The sequence below is a fragment of the Burkholderia sp. Bp8991 genome, from assembly GCF_003853795.1.
In the GTDB taxonomy this organism is placed as follows: Bacteria; Pseudomonadota; Gammaproteobacteria; order Burkholderiales; family Burkholderiaceae; genus Burkholderia.
On record NZ_QTQJ01000013.1, the window covers coordinates 63,712 to 79,491 of the forward strand.

General features: G+C 67.9%; 14 protein-coding genes. 8 read left to right on the forward strand and 6 right to left on the reverse strand.

The features are described 5' to 3' along the window. Positions 1 to 23 precede the first annotated feature (23 nt). The 4 genes from DIE02_RS35535 to DIE02_RS35540 all read left to right on the forward strand — a co-directional run bounded on the left by DIE02_RS35535 (position 24) and on the right by DIE02_RS35540 (position 2,431). Entirely contained in the window at positions 24 to 182 is a 159-nt protein-coding gene (locus DIE02_RS35535) for a hypothetical protein (protein ID WP_185640853.1), read from the forward strand. Positions 183 to 512: 330 nt separating this feature from the next. Beyond that, on the forward strand, positions 513 to 803 hold the full coding sequence (locus DIE02_RS16820) for a hypothetical protein (protein WP_124529533.1): 291 nt from the start codon (positions 513 to 515) through the stop codon (positions 801 to 803). Between the two features lie 193 nt (positions 804 to 996). Next, positions 997 to 1,854 (forward strand): alpha/beta fold hydrolase, encoded by an 858-nt coding sequence (locus DIE02_RS16825; protein ID WP_124522711.1) that lies wholly within the window; start codon positions 997 to 999, stop codon positions 1,852 to 1,854. A gap of 406 nt (positions 1,855 to 2,260) precedes the next feature. Beyond that, on the forward strand, positions 2,261 to 2,431 hold the full coding sequence (locus tag DIE02_RS35540; RefSeq protein ID WP_185640854.1) for a hypothetical protein: 171 nt from the start codon (positions 2,261 to 2,263) through the stop codon (positions 2,429 to 2,431). Between the two features lie 169 nt (positions 2,432 to 2,600). Here the strand turns inward: DIE02_RS35540 and DIE02_RS16830 are convergent, their stop codons facing one another. The 5 genes from DIE02_RS16830 to xylA form a co-directional block, all read right to left on the reverse strand. Next, the gene (locus tag DIE02_RS16830; RefSeq protein ID WP_044844279.1) at positions 2,601 to 3,800 is read right to left on the reverse strand and encodes a sugar ABC transporter permease; all 1,200 of its coding nucleotides are present in this window, start codon (positions 3,798 to 3,800) and stop codon (positions 2,601 to 2,603) included. After that, positions 3,797 to 5,356 (reverse strand): D-xylose ABC transporter ATP-binding protein, encoded by a 1,560-nt coding sequence (gene xylG, locus DIE02_RS16835; protein WP_124519868.1) that lies wholly within the window; start codon positions 5,354 to 5,356, stop codon positions 3,797 to 3,799. Before xylG ends, DIE02_RS16830 begins: the two co-directional genes overlap by 4 nt. A gap of 84 nt (positions 5,357 to 5,440) precedes the next feature. Then, entirely contained in the window at positions 5,441 to 6,469 is a 1,029-nt protein-coding gene (xylF, locus tag DIE02_RS16840; RefSeq protein ID WP_124487285.1) for a D-xylose ABC transporter substrate-binding protein, read from the reverse strand. Between the two features lie 133 nt (positions 6,470 to 6,602). Further along, positions 6,603 to 8,081, reverse strand: coding sequence for a xylulokinase (gene xylB / locus DIE02_RS16845; RefSeq protein WP_124522713.1), 1,479 nt, complete (start codon positions 8,079 to 8,081; stop codon positions 6,603 to 6,605). A 4-nt stretch (positions 8,082 to 8,085) separates the two neighbouring features. Continuing rightward, positions 8,086 to 9,408: a xylose isomerase gene (xylA, locus tag DIE02_RS16850; RefSeq protein ID WP_124522715.1), complete on the reverse strand. Its 1,323-nt coding sequence runs from the start codon at positions 9,406 to 9,408 to the stop codon at positions 8,086 to 8,088. Positions 9,409 to 9,674: 266 nt separating this feature from the next. Here xylA and DIE02_RS16860 point away from each other — a divergent pair, with 266 nt between their 5' ends. The 4 genes from DIE02_RS16860 to DIE02_RS16875 all read left to right on the forward strand — a co-directional run bounded on the left by DIE02_RS16860 (position 9,675) and on the right by DIE02_RS16875 (position 14,368). Next, positions 9,675 to 10,868: a DNA-binding transcriptional regulator gene (locus DIE02_RS16860; protein ID WP_124522717.1), complete on the forward strand. Its 1,194-nt coding sequence runs from the start codon at positions 9,675 to 9,677 to the stop codon at positions 10,866 to 10,868. A 27-nt stretch (positions 10,869 to 10,895) separates the two neighbouring features. Then, on the forward strand, positions 10,896 to 11,984 hold the full coding sequence (locus DIE02_RS16865; RefSeq protein ID WP_124487288.1) for an aldose epimerase family protein: 1,089 nt from the start codon (positions 10,896 to 10,898) through the stop codon (positions 11,982 to 11,984). A gap of 350 nt (positions 11,985 to 12,334) precedes the next feature. After that, positions 12,335 to 12,913, forward strand: a complete 579-nt coding sequence (locus DIE02_RS16870) for a DUF4337 domain-containing protein (protein ID WP_124487374.1) — start codon at positions 12,335 to 12,337, stop codon at positions 12,911 to 12,913. Positions 12,914 to 13,201: 288 nt separating this feature from the next. After that, the gene (locus DIE02_RS16875) at positions 13,202 to 14,368 is read left to right on the forward strand and encodes an arabinogalactan endo-1,4-beta-galactosidase (RefSeq protein WP_124529535.1); all 1,167 of its coding nucleotides are present in this window, start codon (positions 13,202 to 13,204) and stop codon (positions 14,366 to 14,368) included. A 144-nt stretch (positions 14,369 to 14,512) separates the two neighbouring features. On the opposite strand, the gene DIE02_RS16880 is transcribed toward DIE02_RS16875, so the two are convergent. Continuing rightward, on the reverse strand, positions 14,513 to 15,778 hold the full coding sequence (locus tag DIE02_RS16880) for a sugar efflux transporter (protein WP_124519874.1): 1,266 nt from the start codon (positions 15,776 to 15,778) through the stop codon (positions 14,513 to 14,515). Between the last annotated feature and the right edge of the window lie 2 nt (positions 15,779 to 15,780).

Genomic DNA, 15,780 nt, shown 5'->3' on the forward strand with positions numbered 1-15,780 from the left:
CGATCCTTGCGACGGCGCCGCCCGTGGGCGGCGTCGGCGGCTACCGCTTCGTCGCGATGACCTGGAACAACGGCAGCGTCCGCGATACGGTGCCGGGCAAACGCGATCCGTTCGCACCGTCGTTCACGTCGGACATCGGTGCGGACGCGACGCTTCATTACCCATTCGAGCGCGCGCGCTGAACGACCTGTTCGATCGCGCCACCTCCGTCAGTTCCTGCGACAGCCCGTGGGTCACGCCGGGCGCACCGCGTAGCCTGTTTGCGTCGATCGCCTACGCGTTCCAGTTCGATTCGGTTTCCCGTCTGCCGTCCCGTCGGCGGCCTATCGCCATTCTGCTTCGAAGGTCTCGTTTCTCGGTCGTCTGGGTCCGAGTGCATGTGTCCACCCGGACACTCAGCATGAGCTTTCGCACAGATAATGACAAATTTCACATACTTTTCGCGCAGCAGATTCGCTAGGATCATTTCCCTGCTTTTCCGATTCATATTTTCTCGCAGGGAATGGCGAAAAATGAAGAAACCTGTCCGACACGCAATCATGGCATTTGCGCTTTTGATAAATGCGCAGCTTTCGAACGCGCAAGCCATTGCGGCTGACACGCCGCAATCCAACGGCGCTCTGCCCGTGACGCTACCTCAACCGGATTACACTTCGCAGCGCGTGAAAGTCGGTTTGTCGAGCGCAGAAACGACGCTCGTCCTTCCGTGGTTCGTGGAGGAGCTGATCGCGACAATCGACGCCAGCCATTCACTGAGTGAAGCAGCCAGTGATTATGCAGGGCGTTTAAAGCGTGGTCTTTAATCAATAGTCCGTTACCAAACCCGACGGTAACCGGACGCCAGAACGCCCGCTGCGCCGCATCGGGCATTTTCTGTTTCAGTGCGTACGACGGACATCCGTCATATTTTGAATTGTCGACGGAGCCTATAAGCCATTAACCGTCGGCATGATTGCCCGGCGTTGATGCCGGCACCTTTTCATCAGGAGGTAGCGCATGAACCGCATACCGGACGAATCGACCGCGTTCCGGATCGGTGCTCGCCGCGTTCGAACGATGCAGCTGGACGGCGGCATCCTGGCCGCACAGGTGGGTGGCGAACCGCCCGCGGTCATCGTGCTGAACGGCGGACAAGCCTTCGTCTCGAAGACGACCAAGCGCCGGCTGCGGCGCGACCTGCTCCGCGTCGCCGGTATCTTGCCGCCCGACACGCCATTCGTCCTGCTCGGGTATCCTGACAAGCCCGGTGCGCAATACCGGATCGCCGACATCGTCGAGCATCTCGCGCGCGGCATCGCCGCGCATTGGCAGTGCACGACGCTCATCGGCATCTCGTTCGGCGGCGTCGTGGCGGCGCGCCTTGCGGCCGCCCACCCGGAACGCGTCTCGCGACTCGGGCTGGTGTCGAGCGCGCATCGCCTCGCCCCGAACGGCTGCCGGCTCATCGAGCAGCAAATCGTGCATACGACCCGCTCCGATTTCGTCCGTCTGCTCGAAACGATGTCCGGATGCTTCCGCGCCAGCTGGCGCAACATGCTCCTGCGCGCGGCGCTGTTCAGTCGACGCCGCCACGTCGCGTCATCGGTCAACGAACGACACGTCATCGTCCGCACGCTGCGTGCATTGCGTGACGATGCGCGCGACGATTCGCCGTGGCCGCGGCGGATCCGCGCGGATACGTTGATCGTCGGCGGCGCCGACGACCCGATCTTCGCCGACGCGGCGCTCGAAACTTCCGCGTGGGTGCCGTCGGTGACCCACCATGCGCTGCCCGGCGAAGGGCACATGGTGATGATCGAGCGCCGGAAGCAGGTTGCGCGACTCGTTCGGAACTGGCTCGCCGCGCGATCCTGATGTTCGTGTCCGACGTAGACGGCTGCGCACGATCGATCCGGTGAGATCCGCGACGCTGTGCCACTGCCCCGTGGACAGGCGTGTGCGCAAATTGCCGTTGGCCCCTCACCGGATTTTCAAAAAAGGCGCCTCGGACTTCCCGTTTCGTCGCCTTCCATGTCCGCCGCGCGGGCCAGAACGACGTCGAGGATCGCATGCGTGAGCGCCGAATCCGGCTGGCGCCGGCCGACGTCGCGGCAACGTCATCACGCGACGCGACCGCTGCGCGGGCAGCCTCGCCCGCGGCCCGGGCACGACGCGGCCGCACCGGGTACGAAATATGCGCACATCCCGGATTGCCGGTTGCCCGGCAAATGTTGCAACACAGGCAACCGGCGTCATGACCCACAATTACAGGAGAAAAGTGATGACTCTGCTTATCTACCTGCTCGGATGGATCGTTTTCATCGCCGGCGTGGCATGGGGCCTGATGACGCTGCATGTGTCGCAGCACATCATCGAGATCGTCGCCGTCATTCTGTTCGGCATCGCAGTGATCACGGGCGCGACGCGCGCGCGCCATCGCGACCGCACGTAGTCGCGGAACGGGCGCCGCATTTCGCTGCATTCAGGCGTCGCGCAGGTCAACGGCCCGTCGCCGGACGCCCGCGCGGGGTTATCCGTATTACCCGCAGCGGCGCGTCGCGCCGGCGCCGCCGCGGGCGTGCGTCGATTTCATCGAGGCGCAGGCGCGGTAGAACGCCGCCTCAGCGCCGGTTCGAGCGCGACACCACGTCGATCCACACGGCCAGCACCAGCACCGCGCCCTTGACGATCATCTGCCAGTACGCGTCGACGTCGAGCATCGACATCCCGTTGTCGAGGCTCGCCATCACGAGCGCGCCGATCAGCGCGCCGTAGACGGTGCCCGACCCGCCGCGCATCGACGTGCCGCCGATGAAGCACGCGGCGATCGCGTCGAGCTCGCCCATCGTGCCGGCCGACGGCGAGCCGGCCGCGAGCCGCGCGGTGTTGACGATGCCCGCGAACGCGCACATCAGCCCCATCAGCGCGAAGATCGCGAGCTTCACGCGATCGGTGTCGACTCCCGACAACCGCGTCGCCTCCAGGTTCGAACCCACTGCATAGATGCGCCGGCCGAACACGGTCTGCGTCGCGATCCACGAGAACGCGCCGAGCAGCGCGAGCAGCAGCAGCACCGGCACCGGAATGCCGCCGTAGCGGTCGAGCGTCGCGACGAACGCGAACAGCACGGCCCCGGCGCCGACGACCTTCGCGACGTCCTGCCACAGCGGCGCGACGGCGAGCCGGTAGCGGTGCCGCGTGGCGCGCTGCCGCAGCACCAGCAGCGCGACGAGCGCGAACAGCAGCACCGCGAGGCCGTCGCCGGCCGCGCGCGGCAGATAGCCCTGGCCGATGAACACGAAGCCGTCGGACACCGGCGCGATCGTCGAGCCGCCCGTCACGCCGAGCAGGATCCCGCGGAACGCGAGCATCCCGCCCAGCCCGACGATGAACGACGGCACGCGCCGGTAGGTCGACCACCAGCCGTTGAACAGCCCGACCAGCACGCCGAGCGCGAGCACCGCCGGCACCGTCACGGCGACCGGCCAGTGCCGATTGACGTCGAGGATCGCCGCGACACCGCCGAGCAGCCCGAGCAGCGAGCCGACCGACAGGTCGATCTCGCCCGCGATGATCACGAACACCATGCCGCACGCGAGCATCCCGGTGATCGACATCTGCCGCAGCAGGTTCGACACGTTGCGCGGCGTGACGAACGCGCCGTCGGTCAGCACCGAGAAGAACACCCAGATCGCCGCGACCGCGAACAGCAGCGCGAGGACCTTGTAGCGCACGAACACCTGGCGCAGCGGATGGCCGTGCGTGCGACGCGCGTCGGCGCCCGGCGGCACGGCGGGGGAAGAAGAAAGTTCGGTATTCATGACGCACTCGCTGCAATGGGTTCGGACGGCTGCCGCGCGGGCTTCAGCGCGGCGCCGAGGATCTGTTCCTGCGTGAGACCGTCGTTGACGAAATCGCCGCGCAGCTCGCCTTCGCCGATCACCAGCACACGATCGGCGAGCCCGAGCACTTCCGGCAGCTCCGACGACACGACGATCAGCGCGACGCCGCGTTTCGCGAGCGCGAAGATCAGCCGGTAGATCTCGGCCTTCGCGCCGACGTCGACGCCGCGCGTCGGTTCGTCGAGGATCAGCACCTGCGGGTCGGCCAGCAGCATCCGCGCGAGCACGGCCTTCTGCTGGTTGCCGCCGGACAGGCTCGCGATCGGCAGGAACGGGTGTGCCGCGCGCACCGACAGCCGCTGCATCTCGGTGCGGATCGCATCGAGTTCGGCGGCCGCGTCGATCCGCCCGCGCGCGGCGAACCGGCGCAGCACCGACAGCGTGATGTTGTGGCCGACCCCGAGTTGCGGCACGATCCCGTGGCGCTTGCGGTCCTCCGGCACCATCGCGATGCCCGCGCGGATCGCATCGGCCGGCGAGCGGATCGCGAGCGGCTGGCCGTTCATCCGCACGGTCGCCGTGCTCGCGCCCGGATACGCGCCGAAGATCGCCTGCATCAACTCGGTGCGGCCCGCGCCGACGAGCCCGGCGACGCCGAGGATCTCGCCGCGCCGCACGCTGAACGACACGTCGTCCACGCGCTTGCGGCGCGGGTTCGCCACGTCGTGACAGGTCACGTTGCGCGCCTCCAGCACGACGTCGCCGATCTCGTGCGGCTCGCGCGGATACAGGTTGCGAATCTCGCGGCCGACCATCATCGCGATGATCCGGTCGGTGGTCAGCGCACGCATCGGCTCGGTCGCGACATGGCGGCCGTCGCGGATCACGGTCACCGTGTCGCACACTGCGTCGACTTCGTCGAGCTTGTGCGAGATGTATACGCACGCGACGCCGCGGCGCTTCAGGTCGCGCACGATGTCGAGCAGGATGCGCGTCTCGGCGGCACTCAGCGACGACGACGGCTCGTCGAGGATCAGCAGCTTCGCGCGCTTGTTCAGCGCCTTCGCGATCTCGATCAGCTGCTGATGGCCGCCGCCGTAGTTCATCACCGGCTGCGCGACGTTGATCGCGTCGATCCGCAGCTCGCGCAGCAGCGCTTCCGAACGCCGCACCATCTCCGCATAGTGCATGCGCCCGCCGGGCAGCGTGATCTCGTTGCCGAGGAAGATGTTCTCGGCGACCGACAGCTCGGGCACCAGCATCAGTTCCTGGTGGATGATCACGATGCCCGCGCGTTCGGTGTCGCGCACGCCGGACGCAACGAGCGGCGCGCCTTCCCAGCGGATCTCGCCGTCCCACGTGCCGTGCGGGTAGACGCCCGACAGCACTTTCATCAGCGTCGACTTGCCGGCGCCGTTCTCGCCGCACAGGCCGACGCACTCGCCGGGGCGCACGGTCAGGTCGATGCCGTCGAGCGCCTTCACGCCGTCGAATGCCTTGACGATGCCGCGCATCGTCAGCAAGGGTTCGGTCATACGTTCATTGCCTCGCAGTGCGCACGCGGCCGGACCATGTGCGGCCGCACCTCGCCGGCCGCGTGCATCATGCCCATCGAGCGGTTACTGGCTCGCGAGCTGGGCCTGGGTGTAGAAGCCGTCCTTCACGACGACGTCGACGTTGCGCTTCGTCAGGAGCGTCGGCTGCAGCAGCACCGTGTCGACCTTCATCTTGCCGTTGTCGTATTGCGCGTTGAACGCGGGCTTCGTACCCTTCGCGAGATCGACCGCGAGCTTCGCGGCTTCGCTCGCGATCAGCTTCAGCGGCTTGTAGACGGTCATCGTCTGCGTGCCGGCGATCACGCGCTTGACGGCCGCGAGGTCCGCATCCTGCCCGGACACCGGCACCTTGCCGGCCAGATGCTGCGCGGCGAGCGCCTGGATCGCGCCACCCGCGGTGCCGTCGTTCGACGCGACGATCGCATCGATCTTGTTGTTGTTCGCGGTCAGCGCATCCTCGACGATCCGCAGCGCGGTCGATGCGCTCCACTCCGGCACCCACTGCTGGCCGACGACCTTGATGTCGCCGCGGTCGATCGCCGGCTTCAGCACCTTCAGCTGGCCCTCACGCAGCATCTTCGCGTTGTTGTCGGTCGGCGCGCCGCCGAGCAGGAAATAATTGCCCTTCGGCTTCGCGTCGAACACGCCCTGCGCCTGCAGCTCGCCGACCTTCTGGTTGTCGAACGAGATGTACGCGTCGACGTCCGCGTCGAGGATCAGGCGGTCGTACGACACGACCTTGATGCCGGCCTTGCGCGCTTCGGCGACGACGTTGCCGAGCGTCTTCGAATTGAACGGCACGATCACGATCACGTCGACGCCGCGCGAGATCAGGTTCTCGATCTGCGAGATCTGCCGCGCCTCGCTCGCGTCGGCCGACTGTACGGATACCTTGGCGCCAAGCTTCGTCGCGGCCGCGACGAAATAGTCGCGATCGCGCGACCAGCGCTCGACGCGCAGGTCGTCGATGCAGAAGCCGATCTCGGGCTTGTCCTTGCTCGCATGCGCGAGCGGCGCGCCCAGCGCGAACATCGCCAGCGCAGCGGCGCCGGCAAGCGAACTCAATACGGTACGACGCGTCACGGATTTCATTGTCTCCACTCCTTGTTATCGAAATTGTCGAACAACCTCACGAACATCGGGCGGGCGCATGAGTGCGCCGCCCGCATCGAGTCCTCGCAACGCGCGGCATCGTGCGATGCGAACCGCGCTCGCCATCCGCGCGTCACGCACCCGTCGCGAACACCGGTTCGAGCGCGCGATAAAGCGCACGAAACGTCGGCCGCCGCATGTCGCGATACCACGCGTGCCGTGCGAGATCGGGCTCGCGCACCGCGATGACCGGCGGTTGCGGGCACACGTCGCCGAGCGGCGTATCCGGTTCGAGCGCGAGGCGAGCAAGGCGCGCGGCACCGAGCGCCGGACCGACCTCGCCACCCGCGCGCAGCGTCAGCGCGCGTCCGCTCAGGTCCGCGAGCATCTGCGTCCAGTAAGCACTGCGCGAGCCGCCGCCGATCACCGTGATGCCGGCGGGCTCGAGCCCGGCCGCATGCAGCGCGTCGATGCCGTCGAGCAGCGCGAAGCCGACGCCTTCGAGCGTCGCGTTCGCGAGATCCGCACGCTGCGTATCGGGCGTCATCCCATAAAAGACGCCCTTCGCATTCACGTCGTTGTGCGGCGTGCGCTCGCCGCTCAGGTAAGGCAGGAACCACGGGCGGCTCGCGCGCGCGTTCGCCTCGGCATCGGCGAGCAGCGCCGCGACGTCGTCGTAACCGGTCAGTTGCGCGGTGAAGTCGATGCAGCCGGCCGCGTTCAGCATCACCGACATCAGGTGCCACGTATCGGGCAACGCGTGACAGAAGCTGTGCACCGCCGATTCGGGGTTGGCGCGAAACCCGTCGGACACCGCGAAATACACGCCCGACGTGCCGAGCGACAGCAGTGCATCGCCGGGCCGCACGATCCCCACGCCGACCGCGCCGGCCGCGTTGTCGCCGCCGCCGGCCACCACCGGGATCTCGCGCAGCCCGAGTGCGCGCGCGACGGCCGGCAGCAGCGTGCCCGTCACGCGGTTGCCCTCGAACACCGCCGGCATCTGCGCGCGCGACAGCCCGCACGCGCCGAGCAGCGTGTCGTCGTAGTCGCGCTTCGCGACGTCGAGCCACAGCGTGCCGGCGGCATCCGACGGATCGGTTGCGAACGCACCGGTCAGCCGGTAGCGCAGATAATCCTTCGGCAGCAGCACGTACGCGATGCGTGCGAACACATCGGGCTCGTGCCGGCGCACCCACATCAGCTTCGGTGCGGTGAAGCCCGGCATCGCGACGTTGCCTGCCACCGTGCGCAGCGCGGGCGCGAGCCGCTCGAGTTCCGCGCACTCCGCATCCGCGCGGCCGTCGTTCCACAGGATCGCGGGGCGCAGTACGTCGCCATGCGCGTCGAGCAGCGTCGCGCCGTGCATCTGGCCGGTGAGCCCGAGTGCGGCGATGTCGCGCGGATCGATGCCGCCCGCGCGGGCGTCGGCGACGATCGCGGCGAGCGCGCCGCAGGCGGCGTCCCACCAGTCGTGCGGCGCCTGTTCCGACCAGCGCGGCCGCGGCCGGCTCACCGTCAGCGGGTGGCTCGCGCTCGCCCGCACCGCACCGTCGCGGTCGAGCAGCACCGCCTTCACGCCCGACGTGCCGAGATCGAGTCCGAGATACATGGCGTCAGCGCAGCCCGTAGATGGCCTGGTTCACGATGTTCTCGAGCCGCTCCTGCGCGCCGCTCGCGTGCCGCGGGTCCACGCCGCGCGCGAGCGCGTCGTCCGCGAGCGACTGCAGCGTGTAACCGCCCGACAGGATCTTGCGGCCGAACGCGTCGTCCCACTGCGCGTAGCGCTGCCGGCGCAGCGCGTCGAGCCGGTCGTTCTCGACCAGCACCGCCGCGCGCTCGAGCGCGAGCGCGAGCACGTCGATCGCGCCGACATGGCCGTAGAACAGGTCTTCCGGATCGACGCTCTGGCGCCGCACCTTCGCGTCGAAGTTCATCCCGCCGGTCGTGAAGCCGCCGTGGCGCAGGATCTCGTAGAACGCGAGCGTCAGCTCCTCGACGCTGTTCGGGAACTGGTCGGTGTCCCAGCCGTTCTGCGGATCGCCGCGGTTCGCGTCGACGCTGCCGAACACGCCGAGCGCGAACGCATTCGCGATCTCGTGATGGAACGAATGACCGGCGAGCGTCGCGTGGTTCGCCTCGATGTTCACGCGGATCTCGTTCTGCAGTCCATACTGCACGAGAAAGCCGTGCACGGTCGCGACGTCGTAGTCGTACTGGTGCTTGGTCGGCTCCTGCGGCTTCGGCTCGATCAGCAGCGCGCCCGTGAAGCCGATCCGGTGCTTGTGCTCGACCACCATCGACAGGAAGCGCGCGAACTGCTCGCGCTCGCGCTTCAGGTCGGTATTGAGCAGCGTCTCGTAGCCTTCCCGGCCGCCCCACAGCACGTAGTTCTCGCCGCCGAGCCGGTGCGTCGCGTCGAGCGCATGGCACACCTGGGTCGCGGCCCACGCGAATACGTCCGGGTTCGGGTTCGTCGCGGCGCCCGCCGCGAAGCGCGGGTGCGAAAACAGGTTCGCGGTGCCCCACAGCAGCCGCACGCCGCTCGCCTGCTGGCGCTCGCCGAGATAGTCGACCATCCGCGCGAAGTTGGCCGCGTATTCGCGCAGGGTGTCGCCTTCCGGCGCGACGTCGGTGTCGTGGAACGTATAGAAAGGCGTGCCGAGCTTCGTGAAGAACTCGAATGCCGCGTCCGCCTTCATGCGCGCACGTTCGAGCGCGTCGCCCGGCTGCTGCCACGGCCGCCGGAACGCGCCCTGCCCGAAGATGTCGTGCCCCGGCCATACGAACGTATGCCAGTAGCAGACGGCAATCCGCAGATGCTCGGCGAGCGTCTTGCCGAGCACGCGCTTCTCGGGGTCGTAATGGTGGTAAGCCAGCGGGTTGTCCGACTGCGGGCCTTCGTAGCGAATCGCGGGAATGTGTTCGAAATACGACATGGCGTCTCCGTGCAGGGTCTTGTTGCGGCGCAACGCGCGTCGTGACGACGACGCACGCGGCCGAATCCGGTTGGCTGGATCGTGCCCGCGCGCCTGCCGGCCGGCAATTGCGAAATTGCGCAGCATGCTTAACGTTTCTTGCCAGCCGCTGCGCGCGGTGCGCGTTCCGGCCTACAATCGGCGGACACCAGAGCATCGCGCGGCACCGTCCGCGCGCCCCGGAGACAACGGCAAGACGCCCGAGCGGCGCCCGCCCCGAGACCGACATGACCCGCGCCTCTTCCGCCCAGACACCGCACCGCATCGCGCTGCTGTTCAACGCGAACAAGGTCTACGACCGCGAGATCATCAGCGGCATCGGCCAGTACCTGCACACGACGCGTGTCGTGTGGGACCTGTTCCTCGAGGACGACTTCCGCTGCCGGCTCGCCGGCATCGAACGCTTCGACGGCGACGGCATCATCGCTGACTTCGACGATCCGGCCGTCGCCGACGCGCTCGCCGGCTCGCCGCTGCCGATCGTCGCGGTCGGCTCGTCGTACGAGGATCCCGCGCAGTATCCGCACGGCGTCCCATATATTGCGACGGACAACCCGAAGCTCGTGTCGCTCGCCTATACGCACCTGATCGGCGCGGGGCTCGCGCATTTCGCGATGTACAGCCTGCCGGTCGCGCAGGAGAACCGCTGGGCGCAGCAGCGCGAGCTCGCGTTCGATCGCCTCGCGCGCGCCGACGGGCTCGACGCGCCGATCTACCGCGGCCTGTCGACGAGCGCGTCGGGCTGGAATCACGCGATCGAGCAGCTGATCGGCTGGCTGCATGCGCTGCCGAAGCCCGTCGGCGTGATCGCGGTCACCGATGCGCGCGCGCGGCATCTGCTGCAGGCGTGCCTGCTCGCCGGCATCGCGGTGCCGGAACAGGTCGCGATTATCGGCATCGACAACGATCCGCTCACGCGCACGCTGACGCGCATTCCGCTTTCGTCGGTGATCCAGGGCACCGAGGAAATGGGCCGCACCGCCGCGCACCTGCTGCACCGGATGCTGCGCGGCGCGCGTTTTCCCGGACAGCGCATCCTCGTGCCGCCGGTCGGCATCAACGTGCTGGAATCGACGCGCCACCAGCCGCTCGCGAGCCCGCACGTGATGCGCGCGCGGCATTTCATCCGGCAGTACGCGTGCCAGGGGATCAAGACCGAACAGGTCGCCGACTATGTCGGCGTGTCGCGCTCGCTGCTCGAAGAGCACTTCCGGCGCGAACTGCAGCGCACCGTGCACCAGGAAATCCTGCGTCACAAGCTCGAGGCCGCGCAGGCGCTGCTCGCGAGCCGCAACGCGTCGAGCGCGGAAGTCGCGATCCGCTGCGGCTTCACGTCATTGCAATACATGTACGCGGTATTCCGCCGCGAACTCGGCTGCACCCCGCGCGAATACCAGGAGCGCACCGCGCCCGCCCACTGAATTCACCGCTCACGAGCGAACCCACTCATGCATATCGACACCGACTCTCCCCGCCCGGCATCCGACGCGGGCCGCATTCCGTCCGAACCGTGGGGCACGCTGCCCGGCGGCGATCCGGTGCGGCGCTACACGCTGCGCAACGCGCACGGGATGCGCGTCGTCGTCAGCGATCTCGGCGCGACCGTCGTGTCGTGGCTCGCCCCCGACCGCACCGGGCGCTTCGCCGATATCGTGCTGGCGCACGACACGCCGGCCGACTACGTCGAATCGGGCGCCTACCTCGGCGCGACGGTCGGCCGCTGGGCGAACCGGATCGCGAATGCGCGCTTCGCGCTCGACGGCGTCGACCACACGCTCGACCGCAACGAAAACGGCAACCTGCTGCACGGCGGCGCGAGCGGCTTTCACCGCGCGCGCTGGGACGTGGTCGACGACCGTGGCGGGCTGACGCTGCGGCTCGATTCGCCGGAAGGCGATGCGGGATTTCCAGGCAACGTGACGGTGCAGGTGCGTTATACGCTCGACGACGACGGCACGCTGACGATCGACTACGCGGGCGTGACCGATGCGCCGACGCCGCTGAACCTGACCAATCACAGCTACTTCAACCTGAGCGGGCGCGCGGGCAGCGACGTGCGCGGCCATCTGCTGCAGATCGACGCCGACGCGTTCGTCGAAGTGGACGATGCGCTGATCCCGACCGGCACCGCCGACGTGACGGGTAGCGCGTTCGATTTCCGGCAGAGCGCGCCGATCGGCGCGCGCCTCGACTGGCCGCATGCGCAGCTCACGCGCGGGCGCGGCTTCGACCATTGTTATGTGCTGCGCGAGCCTGGGCGCGGCGTGCGGCCCGTCGCATCGATCTACGATCCGGAAAGCGGCCGGGAGCTTGCCGTGTCGACGGACCAGCGCGGGCTGCAGCTCTATACGGGCAACTATCTGGACGGCGTGCGCGTGAGCGGCGGCGTGGCGTGCCGGCGGCACGCGGCGCTGTGCGTCGAAGCCGGGTGCTTTCCGAACCAGGTCAACATGGACGCGTTGCGCGACGAAACCATCCTTCGTCCGGGCCGGACCTATCGCCAGACGACGCGGTATCGGGTCGGCGTTCGCGGGTAGCGGTAGCGGACACGTCGGGCCGGGTCGGGTCGCATGCGAACGCGCCAGTCCGCAAACTGCCATGTACACCGGTCGGCATGCCCGCTCCGAAACCACTGGGTCAATCACGTCAACCGGGATACCGAATCCGTCCAGGCAGCGGCCGCCTGAGGTTTATCGTTTATCCGCCGCGATGCGGTCCCAGAGGATCCGGATCCGTCGCTGAACATGGCGCGAGACGCGCCGGGCTGGCGCGTCTCGCGAAAGCATCGCCAGCACGCAAACCTGTGTCAGACTCCCATGTGCGATCGAGCGTCCGTGCGCAGTCGGCCGGCGCCGGATTTCATTCAACTCTTGCGGGTTGCTTACGGATGTCTGAAGAATACGAAGTTCATGGCCCTCACGACCATGCGGTGGAACATCATGCGGCTCACGGCGGCGATCAAGGTACGTCGCGCATCGCCGTGCTGACGGCCGTGCTTGCCTGCTTCGGTGCGATATCGGCCTACCAGAGCGGTGCCGACGAAAGCCTCGCGCTGCTCTACAAGAATGACGCCGCGATCCGGAAAACCGAGGCTGCGAACCAGTGGGCCTACTATCAGGCGAAGGGCAACAAGCAGAACCTCGCCGAACTCGGCGCGGCGTTGAGCCCGGAATCGTCGCCGCAGCGAAAGCGGTTCGAGGCGGACGCCGCACGATACCGCGCCGACAAGGAACCGATCCGGGCGCAAGCCGAGGCGCTCGAAAAGGAAGTCGAGAAGAACAACGCGGCCAGCGAGGCGCGGATGCACCGACACCATCGGTGGTCGCAGGCGACGACCGTCATCCAGATCTCGATCGCGCTGGCGGCGATCACGATCCTCACGCGCCGTTCATGGATGCAGGGCCTTTCGATTGGCGTGGCCGCAATCGGCATCGTGATCGCGGGCTTGGCGTTCTTCGGGGTTTGATTGACGGCGAGGCCGTCGCAGCCCGGTCATATCTCGACAGATTCGCCACGAACGGCACCTGAGAAAAAGCACGGCTCTGCACCGGGCGCAACATCGATCCGCCTGTCTCTCCTCTCCGTCCCCACGCCCGTCGCCAGATAGTAGGCAACGCACGCGTTCTTTGCGTTGGCATCGGCGGCTGCGCTACGCTCGATCCGGCCTCGTATCGAGGCCGAAATTTAAGCGCTTAAACCGATGGAGCCCGCGATCCTGCGATCGATCGACCGGGCCCGATACTGGAGGATGACGATGAACAGACGATCGATGTTGCGCTGGAGCGTCTCGACCGCGGCGCTCGCATGCGTCGACCTGGCCGGCGCGTTGCCGGCCGTCGCGCAAGGCGTCGCGCGCGCCGCAGGCAGCGCGGGTATCCCGTTCGCGATGGGCGCCGACGTGTCGACGCTGCCGGAACTCGAGGCGCACGGTGCACGGTACTTCGACCGCGGGCAGCCGCGCGACTGCCTGAAGATCCTGCATGCGCATGGCGTCGATTCGATCCGCATCAAGGTATGGAACGATCCCGGCAATCCGGATTTCTTCCCCGCGAACCAGAGCGATGCGGCAGGCTACAACGACGCGGCCCATGTCGTGGCGCTCGCGAAGCGCGCGGCCGCGCTCGGCATGCGCATCCTGATCGACTTCCACTACAGCGACTGGTGGGCCGACCCCGGCAAGCAATACCCGCCGCATGCATGGGCCGGCAAGAATCTCGCCGATACGTGCGCGCTGCTGTCCGCCTATACGACCGACGTGCTGCGCCAGCTTCAGCGCGCCGGCGTGCGGCCCGAGTGGGTGCAGATCGGCAACGAGATCACGGGCGGCATGCTGTGGCCGCTCGGCCGCTACGACCAGTGGGATAACCTCGCGCAACTGCTGAGGACGGGCCACGATGCGGTGAAGGCCGTCGATCCGCGCATCAAGGTGATGCTGCACATCGACAGCGGCGGCGACAACGCGAAAAGCCGCTGGTGGTTCGACAGCGCGACGCAACGCGGTGTCGCGTTCGACGTGATCGGCCTGTCGTATTACCCGCAGTGGCAAGGCGCGCTCGACGACTTGCGCACCAACGCGAACGATCTCGCCGTGCGCTACGACAAGGAGCTGATCGTCGTCGAGACCGCGTATCCGTGGACCACCAGCGACGGCGACTCGGAGCCGAATGCGATGACGAACACCGGCTCGACCGCGTTCCCGCCGTCGCCGGCCGGCCAGGCGCAGTTCCTCGCGGCGGTCGTCGATATCGTAAAGGGCGTGCCGGGCAATCGCGGCAAGGGCGTGTTCTGGTGGGAGCCGGAATGGATCCCGACGCCGGGTGCCGGCTGGAAGCTGGGCGCGGGCGATCAGTGGGACAACAATACGCTGTTCGACTTCCACGGCAATGCGCTGGCGTCGCTCGACGCGTATCGCAAGCGTTGACGCTTCACGGCATCGCCGATTCACCGCACCGGCGCATCGTGCGTCAGTGCGGTAGGTTGAAGCGGTGTCGTGCGGGCGGTGTGGTGTCGCTTGTGTCGCTTGTGTCGCTTGTGTCGCTTGTGTCGCTTGTGTCGCTTGCGTCGCTCATACCGCTCGCTGCGCCGTTCCGCTCACACCGCCCCGCTCGCCGCGCGCATCCAGCGCGAGCAGCACGCACGCCACGAGTGCGAGCCCGCAGCACCCCGCGAACGTCGCGCGATAGCCGAACAGGTCGACGCACGCCCCCGACAGCACACCCGACGCGATCGAGCCGACGCGCGCGGTGCTGAAGAACATCGCGGTCGCGGTGCCGGGGCGCGTGGGCATCAGGTCGCATACGCGCGTCATCCCGAGGCACGACGTGATCGCGACCACGCAAGCGCTCAACAACTGCAGCGGCAGGATCAGGTCGACTCGCGTCACAGTCGCGAGCCCGATGAAATACGCCGCATGCACGACCGCGCATGCGGTCAGCCAGCGTGCCTTGTCGAGCCGCGTCGAGCGGATGCCGAGCCACAGCATCATCGGAATCTCGAGCAACGCGGCCAGGCCCAGCGCAGCCGACACGTTCGCCGGCGTGCCGCCAAGGCCGCGCACGATGTACAGCGGCAGCACGATCATCGTCGCGTTCGCGGCGAGCCCCATTAGCGTCAGCGCGACGAGGGTCCGCAGCACGCGCGCGCGCGGCGTGACGACGACCGACGCAGCATCGCCCGACGGCGCCGGAGCGTGGTCGACCGCGCGCACGTGAACGGCGGCCGGACGCCGCGCAGGCTCCGGAATCCGAGCGACGATCGCCGCGCACGCGACGAAGCCCGCCGAAGCCGCGAGAAAGAGCCCGGTGAAACCCGTCTGCGCGAGGATCAGTGCGCCGAGCGCGGGCCCGAACACCCACGCGACCGACAGCATCGTGCGCAGCGCGGCCGACGCGAGCTCGCGCTGTGCGTCGTCATCGACCGGCAGCACCGCGCGCGCGAACGAGAAGATCTGCGACAACGACACGGCCCCCGCGCCGAGCAGGATCGTGCCGGCCGCGATCACCGGCCCGTGCGCGCGCAGCACGCACAGCAGCGCGAAACCAAGCGCTGCAGCGGCGAGCGATACGACGAGCAACGGCCGGTGGCGGTCGCGGCGATCGGACCAGCGTCCGGCCCACGTGCTGGCGACGACACCGCTCGCCGCGATCAGCGTCATGAATACGCCGGCCAGTGACGGCGACATTGCTGCCGCCTGCACGCCGAACAGCGACAGGTACGGCGCCGTAAACGACATCGCGACGCCGAGCATCAGCGCCGCCGCGGACAGCGGCACGAAATGCGCGATCCCGGCGAGGCGCGCGAACTGCAATCGCAGCGGCCGCAACGACTGCATCG

Excerpts from the sequence above, each read along its gene's own strand:
- DIE02_RS16830 (WP_044844279.1), bottom strand. The coding sequence starts at position 3,800 with ATGAATACCGAACTTTCTTCTTCCCCCGCCGTGCCGCCGGGCGCCGAC.
- DIE02_RS16825 (WP_124522711.1), top strand. The coding sequence starts at position 997 with ATGAACCGCATACCGGACGAATCGACCGCGTTCCGGATCGGTGCTCGC.
- DIE02_RS16820 (WP_124529533.1), top strand. The coding sequence starts at position 513 with ATGAAGAAACCTGTCCGACACGCAATCATGGCATTTGCGCTTTTGATA.
- DIE02_RS35540 (WP_185640854.1), top strand. The coding sequence starts at position 2,261 with ATGACTCTGCTTATCTACCTGCTCGGATGGATCGTTTTCATCGCCGGC.
- DIE02_RS16860 (WP_124522717.1), top strand. The coding sequence starts at position 9,675 with ATGACCCGCGCCTCTTCCGCCCAGACACCGCACCGCATCGCGCTGCTG.
- xylA (WP_124522715.1), bottom strand. The coding sequence starts at position 9,408 with ATGTCGTATTTCGAACACATTCCCGCGATTCGCTACGAAGGCCCGCAG.
- DIE02_RS16870 (WP_124487374.1), top strand. The coding sequence starts at position 12,335 with ATGTCTGAAGAATACGAAGTTCATGGCCCTCACGACCATGCGGTGGAA.
- DIE02_RS16875 (WP_124529535.1), top strand. The coding sequence starts at position 13,202 with ATGAACAGACGATCGATGTTGCGCTGGAGCGTCTCGACCGCGGCGCTC.
- xylB (WP_124522713.1), bottom strand. The coding sequence starts at position 8,081 with ATGTATCTCGGACTCGATCTCGGCACGTCGGGCGTGAAGGCGGTGCTG.
- DIE02_RS16880 (WP_124519874.1), bottom strand. The coding sequence starts at position 15,778 with ATGCAGTCGTTGCGGCCGCTGCGATTGCAGTTCGCGCGCCTCGCCGGG.
- xylF (WP_124487285.1), bottom strand. The coding sequence starts at position 6,469 with ATGAAATCCGTGACGCGTCGTACCGTATTGAGTTCGCTTGCCGGCGCC.
- xylG (WP_124519868.1), bottom strand. The coding sequence starts at position 5,356 with ATGACCGAACCCTTGCTGACGATGCGCGGCATCGTCAAGGCATTCGAC.
- DIE02_RS16865 (WP_124487288.1), top strand. The coding sequence starts at position 10,896 with ATGCATATCGACACCGACTCTCCCCGCCCGGCATCCGACGCGGGCCGC.